We start from the raw sequence: 23272 nt of genomic DNA, 5'->3' as shown, positions 1-23272 counted from the left end.
AAGGCCCGGCTGCACCGCGGCTTGCCCGGTCAAACCGGCGCGCGAAGGCGGCGGCGCCTGTCCGGGCCCCTTGCCGCAGGGCAGGAGGGAAACGGTTGCAGCCCGCAGGACGACCTGCCGCGCCAGATCTATCGGCGCGCGAGCTTTGCCGATTTCGCCACCAGCATCTTGCGGCGCAGGGGCGTCAGGTGATCGACATAGAGCTTGCCGTCCAGGTGGTCGATCTGGTGCTGGACCGAGGTGGCCCAGAGGCCGACGAAATCCCGGTCCTCGATCTCGGCGCGGTCATTCAGGAAGCGGACGGTCACCGCGCGGGGACGCTCGATCCGGGCGAAGACGCCGGGCAGGTTCGGGCTTGCCTCGTCATGGGCGCGCATCTGGGTGCTGGCGTGCAGCACCTCGGGGTTGGCCATGCGGATCGCCTGGCCGCGCTTGTCCGAGGCGTCGACCACCGCCAGCCGCAGCATGATGCCAATCTGCGGCGCGGCCAGGCCCACGCCCGGCATCGCGTCCATGGTGTCGATCATGTCGTCCCAGATCATCCGCACGGTTTCGGTGATCGCCTGGACCGGCTCGGCCGGGATGTGCAGGCGGCGGTCCGAATAGGGCAGGAAGGGGCGGATGGTCATGGGCGGCCTTGGCAGGGGATGGCTGCGCCCTATCACGCCCGCGACTGAAGGTAAATCCGGCCGCCGCTGGTGGCGAGGGCGCTGGCGGCGCGCCCGGGTCCCTGGACCGTCCCGGCAAGCGCCGCCGCGACCGGAAGGCTGCCGAAGGACGATGCCGGGACGGGCGGCAGGGGCAGGCCGCCCTGGCAAAAGGCCGCCCATTCGTGCCGGTGCGGCTGCGAAGCCGGGCACGGGCGGACGGCCCGGGCGCCCAGCAGGCAGCCGGTGGCGAAGGCAAGGAAGGTCAGAAACAGGATCATGGCGGTTCCCCGGTTGCGATGGGGACAGCCTAGCAGAACCCGCCGCAGGATCACCCGGACGCCAGGGATTTTAACGATTTCGCTGCACTTCGCGCCGCGCCGCGCGGTCGATGATGAGGCGGCCGTCCAGGTGGTCGGCCTCGTGCTGGGCGATGCGGGCCTCGATCCCCGTCAGGTCAGCCGTGCAAAGCGTGCCCATCAGGTCGAAGAAGGCGACCGAGACGGCGGCGGGGCGGGTGACGGCGACCGGCTGGCCAGGGATCGACAGGCAGGTTTCCTCGGCCGTCTCGTCGGGGCCGGCAAGGGGGGTGATCTGCGGGTCCAGAAAGACGCGGGGGCAGGGCGCGTCGGCCTTCCAGCCGGCATCCATGACGAAGATGCGCACCGGCTCGCCGATCTGGGGGGCGGCCAGGCCGCGCCCGCCGGCATGATAGAGCGTCGCCAGCAGGTCGCCGGCCAGCTGGCACAGGCTGTCCCAGTCCAGCGCCCCGGCGGGTTCGCACCGCTGGCGCAGGATCGGGTCGGGGTGCAGGACGACCGGGCGCATCCGGCCCCGGCGGAGCAGCGCGGCCGGATCGGGCGGGCGGGGCGCGCCCGCCAGATCGGCTGCGGTCAGCGGCTCAGGCACGGGCCCTCTCGCGTTTCAGCTTGACCATCTTGCGCGTGATCATCTGGCGCTTGATCGGGCCCAGGTAGTCGATGAACAGCCGCCCGTCGAGATGGTCGATCTCGTGCTGGGCACAGGTCGCCCAAAGCCCGTCGAAGTCGCGTTCGTGCGTCTTGCCGTCCAGGCCCAGCCAGCGGACCTTGACCTGGGCCGGACGGGTCACGTCGGCGTAGTGGTCGGGGATCGACAGGCAGCCTTCCTCATAGGTGTTCAGCGCCTCCGAGGTCCAGGTGACTTCGGGGTTGACCATCACCAGAGGGTCGCGCGGGGCCTCGGGGTCCTTGTTGCAGTCCATGACGTAAAGCCGCGACAGCACGCCGACCTGCGGCGCGGCCAGGCCCACGCCCGGCGCGTCGTACATGGTCGCCAGCATGTCGGCGGCCAGGGTCTCGACCTCGGGCGTGATGCGGGCCACCGGCTCGCAGATCCTTTTCAGCCGGGGATCGGGATGAAGAAGAATATTCAGCATGCTCATGCGTATCACTTAGGCGAAGGGTTCAAGCCGCGCAACAAGCCGTTATTGTGGGGCCCGACTATCAGGAGAATGCCATGCCAGCCGCAGATTTCGACGAACCCATCGACCGCCTGGGCACGCTGTGCTCGAAATGGGACGATATGCACAAGATCTTTGGCGTCGCGCCGCAGGACGGCATCGCGATGTGGGTCGCCGACATGGACTTTCGCCCCCCCGCCCCGGTCCAGCAGGCGGTCGAGGCGATGGCCCGGCACGGCATCTATGGCTATCCCGGCGAACACCGCCCCTATCTGGAGGCGATTCGCTGGTGGATGCAGAACCGCCACGGCTGGACGGTCGAGCCGGAATGGATCCTGACCGCGCACGGGCTGGTCAACGGGACCGCGCTGTGCGTGGACACCTTTACCGCGCCCGGGGACGCGGTCGTGCTGATGACGCCAGTCTATCACGGCTTTGCCCGGGTGATCCGCGCCGCCGGGCGCGGGATCACCGAATTTCCGCTGGTCGTGGAGGACGGCGAATACCGCATGGACTGGGAGGGCTGGGCCGGGCTGATGACGGGCCGCGAGAAGATGCTGGTGCTGTGTTCGCCCCACAATCCCGGCGGCCGCGTCTGGTCCGAAGCCGAACTGCGCCAGGTGGCCGAGTTCTGCGCCGCCCATGACCTGATCCTGGTCTCGGACGAGATCCATCACGACCTGGTGCTGCCGGGCAGCCCGCGCCATCATGTGCTGGCGCGGCTGGTCCCCGAGGCCGCGCCCCGCCTGATCACCCTGACGGCCGCGACCAAGACCTTCAACATCGCCGGCGCCCATATCGGCAACCTGATCGTGGCCGACCCCGACCTGCGCCGGCGGCTGTCGCAGCGGTTCACGGCGCTGGGCATCTCGCCGGGGCTGTTCGGGCTGAACATGGTCGCCGCCGCCTATTCGCCCGAGGGCGCGGCCTGGGTGGACGATCTGGTCGCCTATCTGGACGGCAACCGGCAGGTCTTTGACCGGGGGATCGCGGCGATCCCGGGCCTGCGCTCGATGCCCTTGCAGGCGACCTATCTGGCCTGGGTGGATTTCGCCAGCACCGGCATGTCCCCCGCCGAGATCGAGCGCCGCATCGCCCATGACGCCCGCATCGCGGCCAGCGGCGGCGCCTCCTTTGGTACGGGGGGCGAAAGCTTCGTGCGCTTCAACCTGGCGACGACGCGCGCCCGGGTCGAGGCTGCGGTCGAGCGCATGAGCCGCGCCTTTGGCGACCTGCAATAGGAGGGGCAGGGGATGAAGCGGCTGGCGGGCCTGTTCTCGGTTGCGGCGCTGCTGTTCCTGACCTGGGGCGGCTGGGTGCTGCTGCGGCCCGCGCCCCAGCTTGCGTTGCTGCCCGAGGGGCCGGGGATCGGCGTGGCGCCGGGGCTGGAACGACTGCCGGGCCTGCCGGACCTCGGCATCCCCGACACCTACCTGCCGCAGACCGCCCCGGACGAGATCGAGCTGGTTTCCCCGGTCGACCGCATCCTGGTCGAGAAATCGGCCCGGCGCATGACCGTCTATCAGCGCCAGGGCCCACCCAAGACCTATCGCATCGCCCTGGGTTTTTCGCCCGACGGCGACAAGTCCCGGCAGGGCGACGGCCGCACGCCCGAGGGCATCTTTCGCATCGACCGGCTGAACCCGCAAAGCCGCTTTCACCTGTCCCTGGGCATCGACTATCCCCAGCCCCGCCACCGCGAGGCCGCGCGCCGCGCCGGCCACAGCCCCGGCGGCGACATCATGATCCACGGCCAGCCGAACCAGATCCCCGACGGCTTCCGCGTCAAGGGCGACTGGACCGAGGGCTGCATCGCCGTCGCCGACCACGAGATGGACGAGATCTTCGCCATGACCCGCCTTGGCACCGAGGTCGAGATACGGCCCTGATCCCGCCTCCTCTTGCTGCCCGTCCTGCCCAAGGATAAGGCAGGAGCCATGCGCCTTGATCCTTATCTTCCCCATCTGCGCGCCACGCTGGCGCTTGGCCTGCCGCTGGTCGGCAGCCACCTGTCGCGCATGGCGATCGGCGTCGCCGATACCGTCATGGTCGGCTGGTACGGGGTGAGCGAACTGGCCGCGCTGGTCATCGCCACCTCGTTCTTTCACATCCTGTTCTTTCTGGGCATGGGCTTCGGCATCGGCGTCATGGGCCTGATCGCCGCGGCCATCGCGCGCGGCGACGAGGTCGAGGTCCGCCGCTCGGCCCGGATGGCGCTGTGGCTCTCCATCGGCTACGGCGTGCTGGCGCTGCCGGCGATGTGGTATTCCGAACCGATCCTGCTGGCGGTGGGGCAGGCGTCGGTGGTGGCGGAACTGGCGCAGGAATACCTGCGCATCGCCGGGTTCGGGCTGGTCGCGGTGCTGTGCCAGCTGACGCTGGCCAGCTATCTGGCCGCGATGGAGCGCACCCAGGTCGTCCTGTGGATCACGCTGGCCGGGTTGCCGCTGGTCGTGTTCCTGAACTGGGTGCTGATCTTCGGCAATCTCGGCGCGCCCGAGATGGGGGTCCGGGGCGCGGCCATCGTCGCCGTCGTCGTCCAGTTCCTGCAGCTTGGGGCCATCGCGGGCTATGCGGCCTGGCTGCCCGCCGCGCGCCGGCACCACCTGTTCCAGCGTTTCTGGCGCCCCGACTGGGCCGAGATGCGGCAGGTCTTTGCCCTGGGACTGCCCATCGGCCTGACCATGGTGGCCGAGGGCGGGCTGTTCGTCGGCTCGAACGTCATGATGGGCTGGATCGGCACGCCCGAACTGGCGGCCCATGGCATCGCGCTGCAGATCGCCTCGATCACCTTCATGCTGCACCTGGGCATGTCGAACGCCGCGACCGTGCGCATCGGCCAGGCCAAGGGCCGGGGGGATGCGCAGGGCATGCGCGACGCCGGTGTGACGGTCATCGGCATATCGGTGGTCCTGGCGCTGCTGGCGGTCGCCGCCTTTGAGCTGTTCCCGCGCCAGCTGGTGGGCCTGTACCTGGACGCCACCCACCCCGAAACGCCCGCCATCGTCGAACTGGCGGCGGGCCTGCTGTTCTATGCGGGCCTGTTTCAACTGATGGACGCGATGCAGGTGATCGGCCTGGGGCTGCTGCGCGGCGTGCAGGACACGCGCGTGCCGATGATTCTGGCTGCGATCAGCTATTGGGTGGTGGGCATGCCCGTGGCCTACGGGCTGGCCTTTGTCCTGGAGCTGGGTCCGGCGGGGCTGTGGCTGGGCCTTGTCGTGGGCCTGAGCTTTGCGGCCGTCCTGTTGATGCGGCGGTTCTGGCGCGGATTTGCCCGCGGGGACTGGACCCCGGCCCCGGCCACAGTCTAGGGTCCGGGCCAAAGCCCAAGGAGATCCGCCATGCGCCCGGTCTTTGTCCAGTTCCGCTGCACCCCCGGAAAGACCTACGAGGTCGCCGACGCGATCTATGACCGCGAACTGGTCAGCGAGCTTTACTCGACCTCGGGGGAATACGACCTGCTGGCCAAGATCTATGTCCCCGAGGACCAGGATGTGGGCCACTTTCTGGCCGAGAACCTGTTCGACATCCCCGGCATCGTGCGCACCCTGACCACGATGACCTTCAAGGCGTTCTAAGGGAAGGGGGGCTCTGCCCCCGTCGCGTGCCGCGACTCCCCCGGGATATTTGGACAAGAAAGAAGCCCTCGGGGACTCTTGCGCGGACACGGGATTTGCGGTTTCTGTCGCGGTCATGGACCGATTGCGCTTTGCCCCCATCCCCGACGGCCTGCCGGCCACCGTCCCGTTTACCGGACCCGAGACGCTGGAGCGGCGGCGCGGCGCGCCTTTCACAGCCCGGCTCGGCGCGAACGAGAACGGCTTTGGCCCCACACCCTTGGCGGTCGAGGCGATGGCCCGGGCGGCGGCCGAGGCGTGGAAATACGGCGATCCCGACAGCCATGTGTTGCGAAGCGCGCTGGCCGCGCATCACGGCGTCGCGCCCGGGCACATCATGCTGGGCGAGGGCATCGACGGGCTGCTGGGTCTGCTGGTGCGGCTGGTCGTGGCACCGGGCGAGACGGTGGTGACCTCGGACGGCGCCTATCCGACCTTCAACTATCACGTTGCGGGCTTTGGCGGGCGCCTGGTCAAGGTACCCTATCGCGCCGATGCCGAGGACCCCGATGCCCTGCTGGCCGCGGCCCGCGATCACGGCGCGCGGCTGGTCTATCTGGCCAACCCCGACAATCCGATGGGCAGCTGGCACCCCGGCGCGCGGATCGAGGCGATGCTGGCCGATCTGCCCCAAGGCGCGCTGCTGGTGCTGGACGAGGCCTATGCCGAATTCGCCCCGGCCGAGGCGATCCCCCGCATCGACCCGGCCGACGACCGGGTGATCCGGTTCCGCACCTTTTCCAAGGCCTATGGCATGGCGGGCGCGCGGATCGGCTATGCCATCGGGCCCGAGCCGCTGATCGCGGGCTTCGACCGCATCCGCAACCATTTCGGCATCAACCGCATCGCGCAGGCGGGGGCGCTGGCCGCGCTGGCCGATCGCGACGGCCTCGAGCGGATCTGTCGCGCGGTGACTGCCGCCCGCGCGCGCCTGGAGGCCATCGCCCGCGACAACGGGCTGCGTGCCTTGTCCTCGGCCACGAATTTCGTCGCCATCGACTGCGGCGGCGATGGTGCCCTGGCCCGGCGGGTGCTGGATGCGCTGGCCGACCTGGGCATCTTTGCCCGGATGCCCGGCGTTGCGCCGATGGACCGCTGCATCCGCGTGTCCTGCGCGCCGGACCCGGAGCTCGACGCCTTCGCCCAGGCCTTGCCGCGGGCGTTGGCCCAGGCGCGGCAAGGCTGAGGGTTTCCTCGTTGCCCAATACCCATGCGGCCGCGCCGCAAGCGCAGGTCAGTCCAGCGGCAGCGCGGTCGTGGCCTTCAGCTCCTCCATCGACAGCAGCGCGGTGACGTTGTGGATCCGCACCTCCGAGATCAGCGCCTGGTAGAAGCGGTCATAGGCCCGCGCGTTCCGGACCCGGACCTTCAGGATGTAGTCGATATCGCCGGCCAGCCGGTGCGCCTCGATCACCTCGGGGCGGGCGCGGACGGCGGCCAGGAAGCGGCGCGCCCAGTCGGGATCGTGTTCGCTGGTGCGGATCAGCACGAAGAAGCAGGCGTCCAGCCCCAGCGCGTCGGGGTCCAGCAGCGCCACTTGGCCGCGGATCACCCCCGCCTCACGCAGCTTGCGGATTCGGTTCCAGACCGGGGTCTTGGACGCCCCCACCCGGTTTGCGATGTCATCAAGCGACAGGGTGGCGTCCTCTTGCAGCAGGGACAGGATTTTGCGGTCCACCTCGTCCAGCCGGAAGGGCGTTTGTCTGTCTTGGCTCATGGCGAAACCTGATCCTGTGGCGGGCGCGGGAATGCGGACCTGTTTCTTATTTTTTCGCCCTACTCGTCAATATGGCGAAGAATTTTCTATATAGAGGGGACCCAATCCGAAAGGCAAAGGCGATGTCAAAAGGCTTCATCCCGTCCGCTGCGAAACCCGGTGTCATCACCGCAAACGACCTGCGCCTGGGTCATTGCGTCTGGATGCGCGACGGGGGCTGGACCGCCGACCCGCGCGAAGCCGAGCTTTTCGAGGACGAGGCCATCGCCGAACTGGCGCTGCTGGAAGCGAACCGTCAGGCCAATCTGGTCGTCGGCCCGTATCTGGTCGAGGCCCGCCGCGGTCCCGACGGCCGTCCCGAGCCCACCCATTTCCGCGAGGCCTTCCGCCGCCGCGGGCCCTCGAACTATTTCCACGGCATCCAGGCCGAACTTTCCTCTTCCGACGCCGAGGTCAGCCATGTTTGACGCCCGCCCCCAGCACAACGAATACCTGCGCCACCGGGCCCAGCAGTTCCGCAGCCAGGTGCAGCGCCGTCTGGACGGTTCGCTGACCGAGGACGAATTCCGCCCGCTGCGGCTGATGAACGGCGTCTATCTGCAGCTGCATGCCTACATGCTGCGGGTGGCGATCCCCTATGGCACGATCAGCCCCGACCAGATGCGCACGCTGGCGCTGCTGGCCGAGAAATGGGACAAGGGCTATGGCCATTGGACCACGCGCCAGAACATCCAGTACAACTGGCCGAAGCTGATCGACATTCCCGACATGCTTGACGCGCTGGCCGACGTGGGCCTGCACGCGATCCAGACCTCGGGGAACACCATCCGCAACGTCACCACCGACGCCTATGCCGGCGCCGCCGCCGACGAGGTGGCCGATCCGCGCCCCTATGGCGAGCTGATCCGGCAATGGTCAACGGATCACGCGGAATACCAGTTCCTGCCGCGCAAGTTCAAGATCGCCATCACCGGCTCGGAAAACGACCGGGCGGTGATCGCGGCCCATGACATCGGGCTGCGGCTCAAGCGCAACGACCGGGGCGAGACGGGCTATCAGGTCTGGATCGGCGGCGGCCTGGGCCGCACGCCCATGATCGGCCAGGTGGTGCGCGAGTTCCTGCCCGAGCCGGATCTGCTGCCCTATCTGGAAGCGATCATCGCGGTCTACAACCTGTCGGGCCGGCGCGACAACAAGTACAAGGCCCGGCTGAAGATCACCGTGGCCGAGCGCGGCCTGGACGTGATGCGCGAGGAGATCGAGGCCGAGTTCCTGAACCGCCGGGCGGTCTTTACCGGCGTCGATCAGGATTACCTGGACAGGCTGAAGGCCCTGTTCGCCGCCCCTGCTTTCCGCGATGCGCCCGAGGGGGATTACCAGGCGAAGCGGGCCGAGAACCCCGCCTTCCGCAGCTGGACCGACACCAACCTGACGGCCCACAAGGCGCCGGGCTATGCCAGCGTCAAGGTCAGCTTCAAGGCGCCGGGCCAGACCCCGGGCGACGCCTCGGCCGAACAGATGCGGCTGCTGGCCGATCTGGCCGAACGCTACGGCCACGCCGATCTGCGCATCAGCCACGACCAGAACGTGGTCCTGCCCCATGTCCACAAGTCGGACCTGTTCGCGCTGTACCAGGAGCTCAAGGGCGCCGGGCTTGCCACCGCGAACGCGGGGCTGATCAGCGACATCATCGCCTGCCCGGGCATGGACTATTGCGCGCTGGCGACGGCCCGCTCGATCCCGATCGCGCAGGAGATCGCCGAGCATTTCCGCGCCCGCGATCTCGAGGACGAGATCGGCCGGATCGACATCCGCATCTCGGGCTGCATCAACGCCTGCGGCCACCACCACCTGGGCCATATCGGCATCCTGGGGCTGGATCGCGCGGGGGTCGAGAACTATCAGATCACGCTGGGCGGCGACGGCTACGACATCCCGGCCATCGGGCAGAAGCCGGGCGCGGGCTTTCCGGCCGAAGAGGTCGTCGGCGCCATCGACCGGCTGATCGACGCCTATCTGGAACTCCGGTCCTCGCCCGAGGAGCGCTTCATCGACGCCTATCGGCGCGTGGGAATGGCGCCGTTCAAGGCGGCGCTGTACGAAGCCCATGCTTGACGACACGCTCGAGGCGCGCGCCTCGCGGTTGAACGACCGCTACAAGCACCATGCCGCGACCGAGGTGCTGCGCCGGGCGCTGCGCGATCCCGACCTGGGGTCCAGCACGCTGGTGTCGTCCTTTGGCTCGGAATCCGTGGTGCTGCTGCACATGGTCTCGGTGGTGGCGCCGGGTACGCCGGTGCTGTTCATCGACACGATGATGCTGTTCCAGGAAACGCTGGACTACCAGCTCGAGGTCACGCAGAAGCTGGGCCTGACCGACGTGCGGGTCATTCGCGCGACCGAGAAGGAGGTCGCGCTGAACGACCCGGACGGCACGCTGCACCAGTTCAACACCGATGCCTGCTGCGATTTCCGCAAGACCATTCCGCTGGAACGCGAGCTGTCGAAGTTCGACGCCTGGATCACCGGGCGCAAGCGCTTCCAGGGCGGCCAGCGCCAGGAACTGGAGTTCTTCGAGGCCGAGCCGCCGTCCCGCCTGCGGATCAATCCTCTGGCCCACTGGCGGCGCGAGGACGTTCAGGACTATATGGACGACAACAACCTGCCGCGCCATCCGCTGGTCGCCAAGGGCTATGCCTCGATCGGCTGCGCGCCCTGCACCTCGCCCATCAAGCCGGGCGAGGATCCGCGGGCGGGCCGCTGGCGCGGCAGCCAGAAGACCGAATGCGGCATCCATTTCATCGGCGGCAAGATGGTCCGCGCAGGAGCGAATGCATGAGCGAGTTTGTCCTTGTCCGCGACGACGGCTTTCACCCCCATGACGGGGCCGAGCCCGTCGTTCTGGCCCCCGACACCGACCCGGCGACCCTGGGAAACTACCTGAACCAGGAACTGGTCGCGATCGACTTCCCCTCGTTCAGCGACGGCCGGGGCTTCAGCCTGGCGCGGATCCTGCGCGAGAAGGGGTATCAGGGCCGCCTGCGCGCCGTCGGCGGGCTGATCGCCGATCAATACGCCATGGCCCGCCGCGTGGGCTTTGACGAGGTCCAGATCAGCGCCGCCCTGGCCGAGCGCCAGCCGCAGGAGCAGTGGCTCTATCGCGCCGACTGGAAGGAATGGGATCATCGCGCGCGTCTGGCAGGCTGAGGCCCTTTGGCAACCCACCGCGACGCGCTCCTCGGGCCGGGGTTTTCCCGGCCCTGATTGTAACGTAGATAGACACGGACTTGACATGACTCTGGATGTTCCCGTGGCCGATGCCGCCGCCAAACCCGCCAAGACCCTGCCCGACGCCCAGACCGTGACCGCTGTCCGGCACTGGACCGACCGGCTGTTTTCGTTCCGCGTGACCCGGCCGGCCAGCCTGCGCTTCCGTTCGGGCGAGTTCGTGATGATCGGCCTGCCCGGCGACAACGGCAAGCCGATCCTGCGCGCCTATTCCATCGCCTCGCCGGCCTGGGACGACGAACTGGAATTCTATTCGATCAAGGTGCCGGACGGGCCGCTGACCTCGAAGCTGCAGAACATCCAGGTGGGCGACGAAATCATCCTGCGTCCGAAGCCGGTGGGCACGCTGGTCCTGGACGCGCTGCTGCCCGGCAAGCGTCTGTGGTTCCTGGCTACCGGCACCGGCATCGCGCCTTTCGCCAGCCTGATGCGCGAGCCCGAGAGCTATGAGCGGTTCGAGCAGGTCATCATGATGCACACCTGCCGCACCGCCGACGAACTGGCCTATGGCCGCGAACTGGTCGAGAACCTGCGCCACGACCCCCTGCTGGGCGAGCTTTACGGCGAGGATTTCGCAAAGCGCCTGCTGTATTACCCGACCACCACGCGCGAGGACGGCCCGCTGATGGGCCGGATCACCGACAACCTGACCTCGGGCAAGGTGTTCCGCGACCTGGGCCTGCCGCCCATGGACCCGGCGACCGACCGGGCCATGATCTGCGGCAGCCTGGCCTTCAACACCGACGTCAAGGAGGTGCTGGAAGGCTTTGGCCTGCGCGAGGGCGCGAACAGCGATCCAAAGGAATTCGTGGTCGAGAAGGCCTTTGTCGGCGACGGCATCTGACCCGCTGCCGGGGGCTTTGCGCCCCCGGACCCCCGCAGGATATTTGGACAAGAAAGAAGCCCGGCGTTGACAGTCCGCCGGGCTGTGCCCATGTTCCGGCGCCGAATCATGCGAAGGAATTTTCATGCCCGTCGTCGTCGTTGAATCTCCGGCCAAGGCCAAGACGATCAATAAATACCTGGGCGACGACTATACGGTTCTGGCGTCCTTCGGCCATGTCCGCGACCTGCCGCCCAAGGATGGCAGCGTCGATCCCGAAGCCGATTTCGCCATGAAATGGGAGGTTGCGGCGGATAGCCGCAAGCACGTCAAGGCGATCAAGGATGCGCTGGCAAGCGACCCGAACCTGATCTTGGCGACCGACCCCGACCGCGAGGGCGAGGCGATCTCCTGGCACCTGCTGGAGACGCTGGCGCCGGCGCTGAAGAAGGGCGCCGAGGTCAGCCGCGTCACCTTCAACGCCATCACCAAGAATGCCGTGACCGAGGCCATGGCCAACCCGCGCCAGATCGACCAGCCGCTGGTCGATGCCTATCTGGCGCGCCGCGCGCTGGATTACCTCGTCGGCTTCAACCTGTCGCCGGTCCTGTGGAGGAAGCTGCCAGGCGCCAAGTCGGCAGGCCGGGTGCAATCGGTCGCCCTGCGCATCATCGTCGACCGCGAGATGGAGATCGAGGCCTTCAAGCCCCGCGAATACTGGTCGGTGCATGCCCGCCTGGCCACCCCGCGCGGCGATGAGTTCGACGCCACCATGAACGTCTTCGGCGGCAAGAAGCTGGAACGCTTCGACATCGCCGACGGGGAAACCGCGCAGCTGGCCGTGGCCGCGATCCAGTCGCGCGATCTGTCCGTCGCCAGCGTCCAGGCCAAGCCGGCCAGCCGCAATCCCTGGCCGCCCTTCATGACCTCGACCCTGCAGCAGGAAGCCAGCCGCAAGCTGGGCCTGGGGGCGCGGGCCTGCATGTCGGCGGCGCAGCGGCTCTATGAGGCCGGCCACATCACCTATATGCGGACCGACGGCATCGACATGGCCCCCGAGGCCGTCATGGCCGCCCGCGACGCGATCAAGGCCCGTTTCGGCGCGGAATACCTGCCGAAGAGCCCGCGCATGTACAAGAACAAGGCCAAGAACGCCCAGGAAGCGCACGAGTGCATCCGCCCCACCGACATGATGTTGTCGCCCGACAGGCTGCCGGTCGCGGACAAGGACCAGAAGGCGCTGTATGACCTGATCTGGAAGCGCACCATTGCCAGCCAGATGGAATCGGCCCGCATGGAGCGCACCACGGTCGAGATCGCCAGCCCCGACGGCCAGGTCGGCCTGCGCGCCACCGGGCAGGTGATGCTGTTCGACGGCTTCCTGCGGGTCTACGACCAGGGCCGCGACGACGAGGACGAGGATGACGGCCGCCGCCTGCCGCTGATCCAGGAAGGCGAGGCGACCGAAAAGCGCAGCGTTACCCCCGAGCAGCATTTCACACAGGCACCCCCGCGCTATACCGAGGCGACCCTGGTCAAGCGCATGGAAGAACTGGGCATCGGCCGGCCCTCGACCTATGCCAGCATCGTGACGACGATCCAGGACCGCGATTACGTCCGCAAGGAACAGAACCGCCTGATCCCCGAGGACAAGGGCCGGCTGGTCACGGTCTTTCTGCAGAAATACTTCCCGCGCTATGTCAGCTACGACTTCACCGCCAACCTGGAAGGCGAACTTGACGACATCAGCTCGGGCGAGCGCGCCTACCGCGAGGTGCTGCGCCGCTTCTGGCGGGACTTCACCGCCGCGCTGGAAGGCACCAGCGAATTGCGCATCGGCGAGGTGCTGGAGGCCATCGACGAGGCCCTGGCGCCGCATCTCTATCCGCCGCGCGCCGATGGCGGCGACCCGCGCGAATGCCCGCTCTGCCACAAGGGGCGGCTGCATCTGAAGACGGCGCGCTCGGGCGGGGCCTTCATCGGCTGCACCAACTATCCGGAATGCCGCTTCACCCGTCCGATCAGCAGCCCCGATGCCGAGATTGTCGGCGATGCCGTGCTGGGCGAGGACAACGGCGATCAGATCAGCCTCAAGAACGGCCGCTTCGGTCCCTATGTGCAGCGGGGCGAGGCCACGGCCGAGAATCCCAAGCCGCCCCGCGCCTCGATCCCCAAGGGCTGGGACCTGGCCTCGGTCGATCTGGACCGGGCGCTGGCCCTGCTGGCCCTGCCGCGCGAGATCGGCCCGCACCCCGAGGACGGCGTGCCCGTCGAGGCCGGGATCGGCCGCTACGGCCCCTATGTGAAGCATGGCGCGAAATACGCGAACCTGCCCGATGTGGACGAAGTCTTCACCATCGGCATGAACCGCGCCGTCGAGGTTCTGGCCCAGAAGGCGACCCGAGGCCGGGCGGCCCCGGCCGCGCCCCTGGCCGAACTGGGCGAGCATCCCGAAGGCGGACCGGTTCAGGTTCTGGCCGGCCGCTACGGCCCCTATGTCAAATGGGGCAAGGTCAATGCGACCCTGCCGCGCGACCTGGAGCCCGGGGCGGTGACGCTGGAGCGGGCGCTGGAGCTGATCGCCGAAAAGGCCGGCAAGTCGGGCAGGAAACCCGCGAAGAAGCCCGCCGCCAAGGCCGAAAAGGCCCCCGCCAAGAAGGCCACGGCGAAAAAACCCGCGGCCAAAAAACCTGCCGCGACCAAGAAGGCCGGCGCCCGGAAGGCCGAGTGATCGCCTCGGTTCGGCGCCGTCCATCGGTATTCGGGAAACGAAGACGAGCTGGCCCGTTTTCACTGTTTTCCAAATACCCGAACGCGGCATCCGCCATGGGCGGAACGTTTGGGTTTTGATCCCCGCCCATCCGCTGCTAGGCTTCCCCCAAGGTTGCAGCGGAGGCGGGACATGCGGATTTCAGGATTGGCCATTGCGGGCTTGCTTCTGGCGGGCCCGGCGGGCGCACAGCAGGCCACGATCTTTTCCGAAATGGACCGTATCCACCCGGTCTGGGCGGAAAACGGCATGGTCTCGGCCCAGGAACGTCTGGCGGCCGAGATCGGGCGCGACATCATGGCCAAGGGCGGCAATGCGGTCGATGCCGGCGTCGCGGTGGCCTTTGCGCTTGCGGTGACGCTGCCGCGGGCGGGCAATCTGGGCGGCGGCGGCTTCATGCTGGTCCATGATGCCGAAACCGGCCGGACGCAGGCCATCGACTATCGCGAACTGGCGCCCTCGGGGGCCAGCCGCGACATGTTCCTGGACGACAAGGGCGAGGCGGACAGCGACAAGTCGCTTTATACCGGCGCGGCCTCGGGCGTGCCGGGGACCGTCGCGGGCATGCGGATGGCGCTGGACACCTACGGCTCGATGCCCTGGGCCGATGTCATCGCCCCCGCCATCCGTCTGGCCGAGGAGGGGATCATCGTCACCCCCGACCTGGCCGACAGCCTCGAGGCCGAGCGCGAGGCGCTGATGAAGCATCCCTCGACGGCGAAGATCTTCTTCAAGGAGGGCGGGGCGGGCTATCGCCCGGGCGAGCGCCTGGTGCAGGCCGACCTGGCGGCGACGCTGAAAAAGGTCGCCGCCGAGGGGCCGGACGGGTTCTACAAGGGCGCGGTTGCGGAGAACATCGCCAGGGCCGTGCAGGCGGCCGGCGGGCCGATGACGGTCGAGGACCTGGCCGCCTACAAGCCCGTGCTGCGCGAGCCGGTGCGGGGAAGCTATCGCGGATACGAGATCGTCTCGATGCCGCCGCCGTCCTCGGGCGGGGTGCACCTGATCCAGATCCTGAACACGCTGGAGGGCTATCCCATCGGGGCGCTGGGGCACAACACCGCCGAGACGATCCACCTGATGGCCGAGGCGATGAAGCTGGCCTATGCCGACCGCTCGGAATACCTGGGCGACCCGGATTTCGTCGACGTCCCGGTCGCGGCCCTGACCAGCAAGGACTATGCGGCCGAGCTGCGCGGCAAGATCAGCGCGGAATACGCGACGCCCTCAGCCATGATCGGACCGGGCGATCTGGCGCCCTACGAATCCGACCAGACCACGCATTTCTCGGTCGTGGACAAGGCGGGGAACGCGGTTTCGAACACCTATACCATCAACCTGAACTATGGTTCGGGGCTGGTGGCCGAAGGCACGGGCGTCCTGATGAACAACGAGATGGACGACTTCTCGGCCAAGCCCGGGGTGCCCAACGCCTTCGGCCTGGTGGGTGGCGATGCCAATGCGGTGCAGCCGGGCAAGCGGCCGCTGTCCTCGATGACGCCGACCATCGTGCTGAAGGACGGCGAGACCTGGCTGGTCACCGGCTCGCCCGGCGGCGCCCGGATCATCACCACCGTGCTGCAGGTCGTCATGAACATGATCGACCACGGCATGAACGTGGCCGAGGCCTCGACCGCGCCGCGCGTCCATCACCAGTGGCTGCCCGACGAGTTGCGCATCGAGGAGGGGATCAGCCGCGACACCCTGCGCCTGCTGGCCGCCAAGGGGCACACGATTTCCGAAAAGCCGGTGATGGGATCGACCCAATCGATCATGCGCGACCCGGCCAGCGGGGCGCTGCTGGGGGCGTCCGACCCACGCCGGCCGGATGCGGCGACGCTGGGCTATTGACCCAGGTAGTCGCGCAGGACGACCGCGTTGTTGTGCTGTTCGTCCCTGGCCGCATAGAGCAGCACCAGCGGTCCCTGTGCGGCCAGCCGGCGCAGTTCGGCGACCGCCTGCGGGTTGGCGTCCAGTTCGGCGGTGTAGCGGCGGCGAAACTCGGGCCATTTCGCGGGGTCGTGGGCGAACCAGTGGCGCAGGTCCTCGGACGGGGCGATGTCCTTCAGCCAGGGCGCATCGCCAAGCTCGGCATGGCTGATGGCGCGCGGCCATAGCCGGTCGACCAGGATCGTCCGCCCCTCGTTTTCGGCGGCCGGTTCATAGACCCGCCGGATCGAGATCCTGTGCATCGTCCCATCCTTTCCTGCCTCGCGTTGACTTGGTTTCGGAAACCGCCCAAAACAAGCCTGACAAGCGTGGAGGGATGGATGAAAAAGGTCTATGCGAGCGCGGACGCCGCTCTGGACGGCCTGTTGCGGGACGGGATGCTGATTGCGGCCGGGGGGTTCGGGCTTTGTGGCATCCCCGAACTGCTGATCGAGGCGATCCTGAAGGCCGGGACGAAGGACCTGACCATCGCCAGCAACAACTGCGGCGTGGACGGCTTCGGGCTGGGCAAGCTGCTGGACAGCCGCCAGATCAGGAAGATGATCTCGTCCTATGTCGGCGAGAATGCGGAATTCATGCGCCAGTATCTCTCGGGCGAGTTGGAGCTGGAGTTCAACCCGCAGGGCACGCTGGCCGAGCGGATGCGGGCCGGCGGCGCCGGCATCCCGGGCTTCTATACGAAAACCGGCGTCGGCACCGTCATCGCCGAGGGCAAGGACCACAAGGACTTCGACGGCGAGACCTATATCCTGGAACGCGGCATCGTCGCGGACCTCGCCATCGTCAAGGGCTGGAAGGCCGACGAGAGCGGCAACGTGATCTTCCGCAAGACCGCGCGCAACTTCAACGTGCCGGCGGCGAAATGCGGCCGCGTCTGCGTCTGCGAGGTCGAGGAGATCGTCCCGACCGGCAGCCTTGATCCCGATGCGATCCACCTGCCAGGCATCTATGTCCACCGCCTGATCCAGGGCAGCCACGAAAAGCGCATCGAACAGCGCACCACCCGGAAGAAGGAGGCCTGAGCATGGCATGGGACCGGAACCAGATGGCGGCGCGGGCCGCGCAGGAGCTGCAGGACGGCTGGTATGTGAACCTTGGCATCGGCATCCCGACGCTGGTCGCGAACTACATCCCCGAGGGCGTCGAGGTGACGCTGCAGTCCGAGAACGGCATGCTGGGGATCGGCCCCTTCCCCTATGAGGGCGAGGAAGACCCCGACCTGATCAACGCCGGCAAGCAGACGGTGACGGAACTGCCGCAGACCGCCTATTTCGACAGTTCGGAAAGCTTCGCCATGATCCGGGGCGGCAAGATCGCCATGGCGATCCTGGGCGCGATGGAGGTGGCCGAGAACGGTGACCTGGCGAACTGGATGATCCCCGGCAAGCTCGTGAAGGGCATGGGCGGGGCGATGGACCTGGTCGCAGGGGTGCGGCGGGTGGTGGTGGTGATGGACCACACCAACAAGGCCGGCGAGTCGAAGGTGCTGAAGGCCTGCACGCTGCCGCTGACCGGGCAGGGCGTGGTCAACCGCATCGTGACCAACCTGGGCGTTCTGGACGTGGTCGAGGGTGGATTGAAGATCGTCGAACTGGCCGATGGCGTCAGCGAGGACGAGATGCGCGCGGCGACCGAGGCGACCATCGTCGGGTGACGCCCGCGAAGCGAGGGGGCCGTCTGCCCCCTCTTGCGGCTTCGCCGCAATTCACCCCCGAGGATATTTGCAAAACGGAGAAAGCGCTTGCCATTGGGGCCTGACGAGATCGCCGCGCTGTTCACCCGCGACGGGCAGTATCTGTGCGCCCGCTGGGGGCGGCCGGTCGCGCCGGTGATCTTCGGCCTGTCGGACGAGACGCTGGACATCTTTCGCCGCGTGACCCTTGGCGCCCTTGGCCATGCCGGGATCCCCATGGCCGAGACCGACCCCGAGATGGGGGCGAACATGATGACGTTCTTTCTGCGCGACTGGGACGAGTTGGACGCCATCCCCGACCTGGAGCGGCTGACCGGTCAGGCGGGGCTTGCGGCGCGGCTGAGGGCCGGGAAGGCAGATCAGTACCGGATCTTTCGCTTTGATCCCGACGGCGGCATCCGCGCCTGCATCACGCTGGTCAACATGGGGGGCGGTCTGGCCGATGCCCATCCGGCGCAACTGGCCGAGGCGCTGGCAATGCGCGCCCTGCTGACCTTTGCGTGCGATGTCACTCCGTCTCCGGCGCTGGCGCGGCTGATCCGGGCGGCCTATGATCCGGTCATGCCTGCCGCCGCCCGCGATCCCTCGCACGCCCTGCGCCTTGCCGCGCGGCTGCACGCGACCTGAAGCATTCTTTCGTGTCCAAATATCCTCCGGGGGAGTCGTCGGTACGACGACGGGGGTGGAAAACCCCCGCGACGGATCAGTCAGGAGACAGCCCATGCACCAGTTCCCCCTCCGCGTCTATTACGAGGACACCGATCTTGCCGGCATCGTCTATTATGCCAACTACCTGAAGTTCATCGAACGCGGCCGCAGCGAGTGGCTGCGCGACCGCGGCGTCGATCAGGTCGCGATGAAGGACCAAGGCCTGGTCTTTGTCGTGCGCCGGATCGAGGCGGATTACCTGTCGCCCGCACGCTTCGACGACGCGCTGGTCGTGCAGTCGCGGGTGGTCGAGATGGGCTCGGCGCGCATTGCGCTGTGCCAGAAGGTGGTGCGCGACGGCACGGTGCTGTTTTCCGCCGTGGTCACGCTGGTCTGCATCAACCAGGCAGGCCGGCCGGTGCGGATGCCGCGCCCGGTTGCCGAGCGGCTGACGCAGAATTGAGACGCGCAAGGCTTTGTCATCCCCGCCGCGTCTGCTAAGCGGCAGGCCAGAAGCCGCAGCCAGCGGCCATAGCACAGGCCTTGATTGATGGAACAACTCGCCGGAGCCGGGACGCCGGTCGATTTCTCGCTGATCGCGCTGTTCGCGCGCGCCTCGCTGACGGTCCAGATCGTGATGGTGATCCTGGTCCTGGCCTCGGTCTGGGCCTGGGCGATCATCATCCGCAAGATCATCATCATCAACGCCGCGCGGCGCGAGGCCGACAAGTTCGACCGCGCCTTCTGGTCGGGCCAGCCGCTGGACGATCTTTACGACCGCATCGGGGATGATCCCAAGGGGGCGTCCGAGCGGATCTTTGCGGCCGGGATGAACGAATGGCGCCGCAGCCACCGCGACGATGGCGGGCTGATCGCGGGGGCGACCGCGCGAATCGACCGCGCCATGAGCGTGGCGATCAATCGCGAGAGCGACCGGCTGACTGCGGGACTGCCATTCCTGGCGACGGTGGGGTCGACCGCGCCCTTCATCGGGCTGTTCGGCACCGTCTGGGGCATCAAGACCGCCTTCGAGGAGATCGCGATTTCGCAGAACACCTCGCTGGCCGTGGTGGCGCCGGGCATCGCCGAGGCGCTGGTCGCGACCGCGCTGGGGCTGCTGGCCGCGATCCCGGCGGTGGTGCTGTACAACAAGCTCAGCGCCGACAGCGACCGGCTGACCGGCAATTACGAAAGCTTCGCCGACGAATTCTCGACCATCCTGTCGCGCCAGCTGGACGACGCGTGATGGGTGCGGGGGTCGTCAGAAAGGCCCGCAAGGGGCGCGGCCGCAGCCGCAGCCAGCCGATGGCCGAAATCAACGTCACGCCCTTTGTGGACGTGATGCTGGTGCTGCTGATCATCTTCATGGTCGCGGCGCCGCTTCTGACCGTGGGCGTGCCGCTGGAACTGCCCAAGACCGCCGCGCAATCCGTCCCGGCCGAGCCCGAGGAACCGCTGGCCGTGTCCGTCACGCCCGAGGGGCCGATCATGGTGATGAACACCGAGGTCCCCGAGGAGGAGCTGATCACCCGGCTGCGCGCCGTGGCCGAGGAACGCCAGAGCGACAAGATCTATCTGCGGGCGGACGGCTCGATTCCCTATGCGCGGATCATGCAGGTGATGGGCGCGCTGAACGCCGCCGGCTTCAACAACATCGTGCTGGTCACCGACACCGGCGGGCCGCGCATGGACGCGGGCGTGGAAGGCTAGCGATGGACCGCGCCGACCGCATCGGCTGGTGGGTTTCGGGGGCGGCCCATGCCGGCATCCTGGGCTTTGCCGTTCTGGGCGGCGCCCTGTTCCGGCCCCAGCCGCTGGAGGCCGTGCGCATGGCCGAGGTCTCGACCATGTCCGAGGCCGAGTTCCAGGCGCTTGCCGCCGCGGCCGAGGGGACGGCGCCCCTGTCCGAGGCCGCCGCGACCACCCCGGCCCAGCCGCGCGCGCCAGCCGACGAGGACAGCGCCGGCGCGCCCGAGGCACAGGCCCCGCCCGCGCCGGATGCGGCGGCGGCGGAACTGGCCCGGCCTGCGGCACGCCCGGAATCGCGCCCGGACCTCTCCGATTTCCAGGATCAGGCCCGGCCCGTCGCGGTGGCGACCCTGGCGCCGCAGCCGCGCCAGCCTGCCTCGGACGACGGGGCGGCGCCGCCGGCCCCCGCGTCGCGTCCCGAACCGGCGCGCGAGGCGGCCCAGCCGCAATCCCCCGCTCCGGTGCCGCAGCGCTCGGCGCAGGCGCCGGTCGAATCCGCACGGCCCCGGGGCCGGCCCGAAGCGGTCGCGCAGGCCGCCCAGGCCCGGCGCGAGGCCGCCCTGGCTGCCCAGCGGCGCGAGGCGGTGCTGGCCCGCGAGGCCGAGGAAGCCGCTGCCGCCGAGGCCGCCGCCGAGAAGCGCGAGGCCGAGGCCGCAAGGCGCACCGCGCAGGAGCGCGCGGCCGAAGAGCGCCGCGAGGCTGCCCGCCGCGAAGAGGCCGAGGCGGCCCGCAAGGCCGAGGCCGCGGCAGAGCGCGCCCGTCGCCAGGCCGCCGCCGAGAAGGCCGAAGCCGCCGAGGAGCGCGCGGCCGAGGAGCGTGCCGCGGAACGCCGCGCGGCGGCCGAGCGCCGCGCCGAGGCGGAAAGGGCCGAGAAAGCGGCCGCCGAAAAAGCCGCCGCCGAGAAGCGCGCGGCTGCGGAAAAGGCTGCCGCGGAAAGGGCCGCGGCCGAGGAGGCCGCTGCCGAAAAAGCCGCCGCCGAGAAGAAGGCGGCTGCCGAGAAGCGTGCCGCCGCCGAAAAGGCCGAAAAGGCCGCGGCCGAGAAGAAGGCCGCCGAGGCCGCCGCTGCCGCCAAGGCCAGAGAGCGTGCCGAGGCCGAGCACAAGGCCGCAGAAGCCGCCGAGAAGAAGGCCGCCGCCGCTGCCGAAAAGAAAAGGCAGGAAGGCGCGGCCGGAACCGGCGGGGGCGGGGCTGCCGCCAGCGGCCCGCCGCTGAGCCAGGGCGAAAAGGACGGCTTCCGCGTCGCGGTCGAGGCCTGCTGGAACATCGGCTCGCTGTCCAGCGAGGCGTCGCGGACCAAGGTGTCGGTCCAGTTCGACATGACGCCGGACGGGCGGGTGGAATCCTCCTCGCTGCGCATGATCGGGCACGAGGGCGGCTCGGACGCCGCCGCCAAGCAGGCCTACGAGGCGGCGCGGCGCGCCATCCTGCGCTGCCAGAAGGACGGCTACAAGCTGCCGGCCGAGAAATACAACCGCTGGAAAACAACCATCATCGACTTCAATCCGGGCGGGGGGGCGCGGATCAACTAGGGCCATGGCATCCCCCCGTTCCCGCCGGTATCCTGCAACCAGACCTCCAGAGGCGATTCATGTTGCGTAAATTTCTGATGACCTCCGCCACGGCCCTTGCGGCCCTGGGCATTGCCGCGCCGGTCGTGGCGCAGGACGGCCCCCTGCGGATCGAGATCACCGACGGCGTGGTCGAGCCCATGCCCTTCGCCATCGCCCGCTTTCATGACGAGGGCGGCGCCGGCGACTATCTGAACCAGGTGCAAAGCCTGATCGCCGCCGACCTGACCGGCACGGGGCTGTTCCGCGAAATCCCGGCCAGCGCCCATATCGCGCGGCCCGAAAGCTTCGACGCCCCCGTCAGCTACGACGACTGGAAGGCGATCAATGCCCAGGCGCTGATCACCGGCGCCGGCCGCGTCGAGGGCGGCAAGGTCGTCGTCAAGTTCCGCCTGTTCGACGTCTTCGCGGGCCAGCCGCTGGGCGACGGGATGCAGTTCGACGCCTCGACAGGGAACTGGCGGCGCGCGGCGCACAAGGCGGCCGACCAGGTCTATGCCCGGCTGACGGGCGAGGGGCCCTATTTCGACAGCCGCGTGGCCTTCGTCCAGGAACGCGGGCCCAAGGACAACCGGCTCAAGCGTATCGGGATCATGGATTACGACGGTGCGAACGTGAAATACCTGACCGACGATTCCGCGCTGGTGCTGAAGCCGCGCTTTTCGCCCGACGGGTCCAAGATCCTTTACACCAGCTATGCCACGGGTTTCCCCCAGGCCATGGTGCTGGACGTGAACACCCTGTCGTCGCGCGCCCTGTCGGCGGCCCAGCAGGGCACCATGAGCTTTTCGCCCCGCTTCTCGCCCGACGGCCGCTGGATCGTCTATTCGCTGGAAAAGAACGGCAATACCGACATCTATCAGATGGACGCGGCCTCGGGTGCGCAGCGGCCCCTGACCAATGCGCCGTCGATCGAGACCTCGCCCAGCTACAGCCCGGACGGGTCGCAGATCGTCTTCGAAAGCGACCGTTCGGGTACGCCGCAGCTTTACATCATGGGCGCGAACGGGGGCGAGCCCCGCCGCATCAGCTTTGGCGAGGGGCGCTATGGCACCCCGGTCTGGTCGCCGCGCGGCGACATGATCGCCTTTACCCGGCAGGTCGGCGCCAAGTTCCACATCGGCGTCATGCGCACCGATGGCTCGGAAGAAAAAATGCTGACAGAATCGTTCCTTGACGAAGGGCCGACTTGGGCCCCCAATGGGCGCGTCGTGATGTTCACCCGGGTCACGCCCGGCGGCAATGGCGAGCCGCGCCTGCATTCGGTGGACATCACCGGGCGCAACATGCGACCCGTCAAGGTGAATGGCGCGGCCTCGGACCCCGACTGGGGCCCTTTGCTGCCGTAATCCGCGGGA

Annotated in this window: 26 protein-coding genes; 20 read left to right on the top strand and 6 right to left on the bottom strand. The window is 68.4% G+C overall.

What is annotated here, in order from left to right; translation table 11 throughout:
* Window positions 1-128 precede the first annotated feature (128 nt).
* From def (BU28_RS0110855) to def (BU28_RS0110840), 4 genes are all read right to left on the bottom strand, one after another.
* Window positions 129-629: a peptide deformylase gene (gene def, locus BU28_RS0110855; RefSeq protein ID WP_028719505.1), complete on the bottom strand. Its 501-nt coding sequence runs from the start codon at window positions 627-629 to the stop codon at window positions 129-131.
* A 32-nt stretch (window positions 630-661) separates the two neighbouring features.
* The gene (locus BU28_RS0110850) at window positions 662-928 is read right to left on the bottom strand and encodes a hypothetical protein (RefSeq protein WP_028719504.1); all 267 of its coding nucleotides are present in this window, start codon (window positions 926-928) and stop codon (window positions 662-664) included.
* 70 nt (window positions 929-998) lie between these two features.
* The gene (locus BU28_RS0110845) at window positions 999-1556 is read right to left on the bottom strand and encodes a peptide deformylase (protein WP_051578121.1); all 558 of its coding nucleotides are present in this window, start codon (window positions 1554-1556) and stop codon (window positions 999-1001) included.
* Entirely contained in the window at window positions 1549-2070 is a 522-nt protein-coding gene (def, locus tag BU28_RS0110840; RefSeq protein WP_028719502.1) for a peptide deformylase, read from the bottom strand. Before def (BU28_RS0110840) ends, BU28_RS0110845 begins: the two co-directional genes overlap by 8 nt.
* A gap of 74 nt (window positions 2071-2144) precedes the next feature.
* Between def (BU28_RS0110840) and BU28_RS0110835 the strand changes: the two genes are divergently transcribed.
* The 5 genes from BU28_RS0110835 to BU28_RS0110815 all read left to right on the top strand — a co-directional run bounded on the left by BU28_RS0110835 (window position 2145) and on the right by BU28_RS0110815 (window position 6894).
* The gene (locus BU28_RS0110835; protein ID WP_028719501.1) at window positions 2145-3329 is read left to right on the top strand and encodes a MalY/PatB family protein; all 1185 of its coding nucleotides are present in this window, start codon (window positions 2145-2147) and stop codon (window positions 3327-3329) included.
* A gap of 12 nt (window positions 3330-3341) precedes the next feature.
* On the top strand, window positions 3342-3977 hold the full coding sequence (locus BU28_RS0110830) for a L,D-transpeptidase family protein (protein ID WP_028719500.1): 636 nt from the start codon (window positions 3342-3344) through the stop codon (window positions 3975-3977).
* Between the two features lie 48 nt (window positions 3978-4025).
* Complete coding sequence (locus tag BU28_RS0110825; RefSeq protein WP_028719499.1) at window positions 4026-5402, top strand: MATE family efflux transporter; 1377 nt, start codon at window positions 4026-4028, stop codon at window positions 5400-5402.
* 30 nt (window positions 5403-5432) lie between these two features.
* A complete protein-coding gene (locus BU28_RS0110820) occupies window positions 5433-5669 on the top strand; it encodes an Lrp/AsnC ligand binding domain-containing protein (protein WP_028719498.1) in 237 nt (78 codons plus the stop codon).
* A 115-nt stretch (window positions 5670-5784) separates the two neighbouring features.
* Window positions 5785-6894, top strand: a complete 1110-nt coding sequence (locus tag BU28_RS0110815) for a pyridoxal phosphate-dependent aminotransferase (RefSeq protein WP_028719497.1) — start codon at window positions 5785-5787, stop codon at window positions 6892-6894.
* A 48-nt stretch (window positions 6895-6942) separates the two neighbouring features.
* On the opposite strand, the gene BU28_RS0110810 is transcribed toward BU28_RS0110815, so the two are convergent.
* Window positions 6943-7425, bottom strand: coding sequence for an Lrp/AsnC family transcriptional regulator (locus tag BU28_RS0110810; RefSeq protein ID WP_028719496.1), 483 nt, complete (start codon window positions 7423-7425; stop codon window positions 6943-6945).
* Window positions 7426-7547: 122 nt separating this feature from the next.
* Here BU28_RS0110810 and BU28_RS0110805 point away from each other — a divergent pair, with 122 nt between their 5' ends.
* The 7 genes from BU28_RS0110805 (at window position 7548) to ggt (ending at window position 16157) form a co-directional block, all read left to right on the top strand.
* Window positions 7548-7892 carry a DUF2849 domain-containing protein gene (locus BU28_RS0110805; protein WP_028719495.1) on the top strand — a complete coding sequence of 115 codons (345 nt, stop codon included), beginning with the start codon at window positions 7548-7550 and terminating at the stop codon, window positions 7890-7892.
* Entirely contained in the window at window positions 7885-9540 is a 1656-nt protein-coding gene (locus tag BU28_RS0110800) for a nitrite/sulfite reductase (protein ID WP_028719494.1), read from the top strand. The genes BU28_RS0110805 and BU28_RS0110800 overlap by 8 nt, the downstream gene beginning before the upstream one ends.
* Window positions 9533-10264: a phosphoadenylyl-sulfate reductase gene (locus BU28_RS0110795; protein ID WP_028719493.1), complete on the top strand. Its 732-nt coding sequence runs from the start codon at window positions 9533-9535 to the stop codon at window positions 10262-10264. The genes BU28_RS0110800 and BU28_RS0110795 overlap by 8 nt, the downstream gene beginning before the upstream one ends.
* Window positions 10261-10632 (top strand): DUF934 domain-containing protein, encoded by a 372-nt coding sequence (locus tag BU28_RS0110790; protein ID WP_028719492.1) that lies wholly within the window; start codon window positions 10261-10263, stop codon window positions 10630-10632. The genes BU28_RS0110795 and BU28_RS0110790 overlap by 4 nt, the downstream gene beginning before the upstream one ends.
* 85 nt (window positions 10633-10717) lie before the next feature.
* Window positions 10718-11557, top strand: a complete 840-nt coding sequence (locus BU28_RS0110785) for a ferredoxin--NADP reductase (RefSeq protein ID WP_036762664.1) — start codon at window positions 10718-10720, stop codon at window positions 11555-11557.
* Window positions 11558-11681: 124 nt separating this feature from the next.
* Entirely contained in the window at window positions 11682-14267 is a 2586-nt protein-coding gene (gene topA, locus BU28_RS0110780; RefSeq protein ID WP_028719490.1) for a type I DNA topoisomerase, read from the top strand.
* Window positions 14268-14438: 171 nt separating this feature from the next.
* On the top strand, window positions 14439-16157 hold the full coding sequence (gene ggt, locus BU28_RS0110775) for a gamma-glutamyltransferase (protein ID WP_036762662.1): 1719 nt from the start codon (window positions 14439-14441) through the stop codon (window positions 16155-16157).
* Here ggt and BU28_RS0110770 read toward each other — a convergent pair.
* Window positions 16151-16498 carry a DUF488 domain-containing protein gene (locus tag BU28_RS0110770; RefSeq protein WP_028719488.1) on the bottom strand — a complete coding sequence of 116 codons (348 nt, stop codon included), beginning with the start codon at window positions 16496-16498 and terminating at the stop codon, window positions 16151-16153. The genes ggt and BU28_RS0110770 overlap by 7 nt on opposite strands.
* Before the next feature lie 78 nt (window positions 16499-16576).
* On the opposite strand from BU28_RS0110770, the gene BU28_RS0110765 reads away from it, so the two are divergent.
* The 8 genes from BU28_RS0110765 (at window position 16577) to tolB (ending at window position 23263) form a co-directional block, all read left to right on the top strand.
* Window positions 16577-17278: a CoA transferase subunit A gene (locus tag BU28_RS0110765; RefSeq protein ID WP_028719487.1), complete on the top strand. Its 702-nt coding sequence runs from the start codon at window positions 16577-16579 to the stop codon at window positions 17276-17278.
* 2 nt (window positions 17279-17280) lie between these two features.
* Window positions 17281-17910 carry a CoA transferase subunit B gene (locus BU28_RS0110760; protein WP_028719486.1) on the top strand — a complete coding sequence of 210 codons (630 nt, stop codon included), beginning with the start codon at window positions 17281-17283 and terminating at the stop codon, window positions 17908-17910.
* A gap of 87 nt (window positions 17911-17997) precedes the next feature.
* Window positions 17998-18576, top strand: a complete 579-nt coding sequence (locus BU28_RS0110755; RefSeq protein ID WP_415839793.1) for a hypothetical protein — start codon at window positions 17998-18000, stop codon at window positions 18574-18576.
* A gap of 94 nt (window positions 18577-18670) precedes the next feature.
* Window positions 18671-19060, top strand: a complete 390-nt coding sequence (ybgC, locus tag BU28_RS0110750) for a tol-pal system-associated acyl-CoA thioesterase (protein ID WP_028719484.1) — start codon at window positions 18671-18673, stop codon at window positions 19058-19060.
* An 87-nt stretch (window positions 19061-19147) separates the two neighbouring features.
* Window positions 19148-19843 carry a protein TolQ gene (tolQ, locus tag BU28_RS0110745; RefSeq protein ID WP_028719483.1) on the top strand — a complete coding sequence of 232 codons (696 nt, stop codon included), beginning with the start codon at window positions 19148-19150 and terminating at the stop codon, window positions 19841-19843.
* The gene (locus BU28_RS0110740) at window positions 19843-20307 is read left to right on the top strand and encodes an ExbD/TolR family protein (protein ID WP_028719482.1); all 465 of its coding nucleotides are present in this window, start codon (window positions 19843-19845) and stop codon (window positions 20305-20307) included. The genes tolQ and BU28_RS0110740 overlap by 1 nt, the downstream gene beginning before the upstream one ends.
* Before the next feature lie 2 nt (window positions 20308-20309).
* Window positions 20310-21875 (top strand): hypothetical protein, encoded by a 1566-nt coding sequence (locus tag BU28_RS0110735; protein WP_028719481.1) that lies wholly within the window; start codon window positions 20310-20312, stop codon window positions 21873-21875.
* Between the two features lie 77 nt (window positions 21876-21952).
* A complete protein-coding gene (gene tolB, locus BU28_RS0110730) occupies window positions 21953-23263 on the top strand; it encodes a Tol-Pal system beta propeller repeat protein TolB (protein ID WP_028719480.1) in 1311 nt (436 codons plus the stop codon).
* The last annotated feature ends 9 nt before the right edge of the window (window positions 23264-23272 follow it).

The sequence above is a fragment of the Paracoccus yeei ATCC BAA-599 genome (assembly GCF_000622145.1).
GTDB lineage: Bacteria > Pseudomonadota > Alphaproteobacteria > Rhodobacterales > Rhodobacteraceae > Paracoccus > Paracoccus yeei.
This window is presented reverse-complemented; position numbering and strand designations above follow the sequence as displayed.